Genomic DNA, 2443 nt, shown 5'->3' with positions numbered 1-2443 from the left:
TATGGGGAGTGCGGAACGACGGGCTTTACCGAGCCATGCGAAGGAGGTGCCCTAGACGGTTGATGGCTTCATGAAGCGCAGTTCCCGTCAGAAGAAGGGGACTGTGAGGCACACACCACACTGGTTTCAGCGGCGCCGGATCGCCCGCAAGACGGGGAATGATATGCCAATGAATATGAGGAAGTTGGTTCCCGAGGAGTTCGTAGTTGATCTTCTGAGCCTGGTAGATCTCGGCTACAGTCTTGGCCACTCGGCTGACCTCTTCAATCAACTGAAAGCGTTCAGTGGGTGCAAGTTGGAATAACTCAGTGGCATGGCGCTGGAAGACCACGATGGTCCAGCCTGGGAAGAATTGGTCATCATGGAGATAGACTTTCGACAATCCGAGGTCTGCGATGAAATGGTCCGGCCTCGGCCATGTTCCCTGGCACGCCACACATGCGTCCGTCATGGCTGATTCGCCTTGCGCCACTCTTCTTCAGTCAAGACACCTTTCTTGATCAGCAGTTGAATCAGTTTATCGACCGTATTGCGATTGATGGTTGTCGATGGTCCAAGAGCCGGAGAGGTGGGAGATATGGAAGATTCCGCGCGTTTCGCCTCAGGAGGAGGTCGCTTCTGTCCTAGAATTTTGAACGAGGGAGTGAAGACCGCCACATAATCCCGATTCCTGATTCGGACCACGGCGGGAAGGCTATCAGTTTGCGGTAAGAGGTCTGGAGAAGTTCCAGCGGGAACGTGGAAGTATGGTTTCCCCTCATCTGTCTGGCCGTCTTGGTCCAACACCTCGAATCGTTTCAAGAAAGATTCTCCCGTGAGTCCTTCTCGGTCCTCACCGGCCAAGTTGGTAATCTTGTCCAGCACGATGAGCACTGAGTCACCGATGATAGTGTCGGGTGAAATGTTCCTGACACTCACGTCGTAGCGATATTCGCTGGCGAAGTTGTCGCGACTCTTCAATGTCACGATGGCTTGTACGCGCCCGGTCAGATCGGTCAACTGGTCCAATGATCCGGCAAAGCCGCACACCGGTTCCATGGCGATGGCCGAAGACGCGGCGAAGCACAAGATGTGTAACCAGTTCATCCTCACCATGTCCTCATGACGTGCCGTAGGGAAGCATAGCAAAGTCCATGGATAAAATCCGTAGGCAAAGCCCGCCGAATTGAGCGAGCCGATTCCTCGGAGTCGCCTTGACACGCCGTTTCGGCCGGCGATATTCTCGCCGAGGTCTGCTCAATCGTTCAGTTCTCGCTACGAATTATGGCTCTATCTGAATCCTCCCGAGTAGAACCCCTGGAAGTCTCCCGTTCTCTCGCGAAGACGCTCATGGAACTCTACGATTATCCGCACCCACTTCGACCGGGGCGAACGATTCGCGGCTATGACCGGCCACATGCCGTGCGGACGGCGAAGATGTGTGTGACCGTTGCCGATCGCTTGGGCCATCCGCGTGATCGGATACGGCGCTATCACATTGCTTGTCTTTTGCATGACCTGGGCCGCTCCGGTCTCGATCGTCAACTCTTTGGAACTATTTGGTCTTGGGCCAAGCAACGGGGCATTCCGACGAGACCTCGTGAATGGCGCGCCCTTCACCCTAGGACGATGTATGGCCGGGAAACGGAAGCTTTCGTTTCGTTGTATCGCCGGGATCTGATCGCCTCCGGCGTAGCCATGGACACATGGGCTGTCGAGCAGATCGAAATGCGGCTGGGCTATGCCCGGCGCCTTGCCAGACGATTACGTGCGGTGAAGCCGAAGTTGAAGGCACTCGGCGTCGAGTGGCAATCTTGGATGCAGCAGGTGATGCTGTATTACTATTACCCTGAACGGCTGGCCAAGGCAAAGGCATGGGTACGGCAATTGGCGGAGATCCTTGTCGCTTGCGAACAGTTCGAGGCCTATAGCAATCAGCGCCGCGGACGCGATTATTACTCTCGGAACAAAGAGAGCCTGCCGGAGGCCTTTGCCTATCTCGACAAGCTGAAGCTAGAAGGCATTCTGAGCGATCAAGTCTTGAGCGCTGTACGATTGCTGACGGCTGAAGGTGCCTTTGATTCAATTTTAGAAGAAGCGCGAGGGGAGCCGCTGGCACTGAGCGACCGTCGCTATCTTCGTAGCCTCACGGGCCGGAGAGCATGATGGGTATCCACACCGTTTCACTGACGATGCGTATGGAAGGTGATACACAGGTCGACAATGTTACGAAACCCGTTGCCGATGCGTTGGCTGGTTCTCATCTGAAAGCCGGAATCGTGACGGTATTCATTAAACATACCACCGCATCAGTCATGATAATCGAGGACGAACCTGGAATTCGGGCCGACACGAGAGCGTTTTGGAATCGTCTTGTTCCTCCTGACCCCCGCTGGCAGCACAACCAGGTCAACCCCGGAGAAGACAACGGTCACAGCCATCTCCGAGGACAACTTCAAGGCCC

General features: G+C 55.3%; 4 protein-coding genes. 2 read left to right on the top strand and 2 right to left on the bottom strand.

Annotated features, from left to right (window positions below; all coding sequences use genetic code 11):
* Positions 1 to 25: 25 nt before the first annotated feature.
* Together ACOSYY_RS09525 and ACOSYY_RS09520 are read right to left on the bottom strand one after the other, a co-directional pair.
* Positions 26 to 451 (bottom strand): HIT family protein, encoded by a 426-nt coding sequence (locus ACOSYY_RS09525; RefSeq protein WP_421662034.1) that lies wholly within the window; start codon positions 449 to 451, stop codon positions 26 to 28.
* Positions 448 to 1086: a hypothetical protein gene (locus ACOSYY_RS09520; protein ID WP_421662033.1), complete on the bottom strand. Its 639-nt coding sequence runs from the start codon at positions 1084 to 1086 to the stop codon at positions 448 to 450. Before ACOSYY_RS09520 ends, ACOSYY_RS09525 begins: the two co-directional genes overlap by 4 nt.
* 243 nt (positions 1087 to 1329) lie before the next feature.
* Between ACOSYY_RS09520 and ACOSYY_RS09515 the strand changes: the two genes are divergently transcribed.
* Together ACOSYY_RS09515 and ACOSYY_RS09510 are read left to right on the top strand one after the other, a co-directional pair.
* Entirely contained in the window at positions 1330 to 2145 is an 816-nt protein-coding gene (locus tag ACOSYY_RS09515; protein WP_421662032.1) for a hypothetical protein, read from the top strand.
* A partial coding sequence (locus tag ACOSYY_RS09510; protein ID WP_421662031.1) for a YjbQ family protein occupies positions 2142 to 2443 on the top strand: 302 nt, incomplete at its 3' end. The genes ACOSYY_RS09515 and ACOSYY_RS09510, both read left to right, overlap by 4 nt.

The organism is Nitrospira sp. BLG_2 (assembly GCF_049222245.1).
Note: the sequence above shows the minus strand (reverse complement) of the source record. Positions and strands in the feature narration are given on the sequence as shown.

Coding starts and splice junctions, on each gene's coding strand:
- ACOSYY_RS09525 (WP_421662034.1), bottom strand. CDS start 451: ATGACGGACGCATGTGTGGCGTGCCAGGGAACATGGCCGAGGCCGGAC.
- ACOSYY_RS09520 (WP_421662033.1), bottom strand. CDS start 1,086: ATGAACTGGTTACACATCTTGTGCTTCGCCGCGTCTTCGGCCATCGCC.
- ACOSYY_RS09515 (WP_421662032.1), top strand. CDS start 1,330: ATGGAACTCTACGATTATCCGCACCCACTTCGACCGGGGCGAACGATT.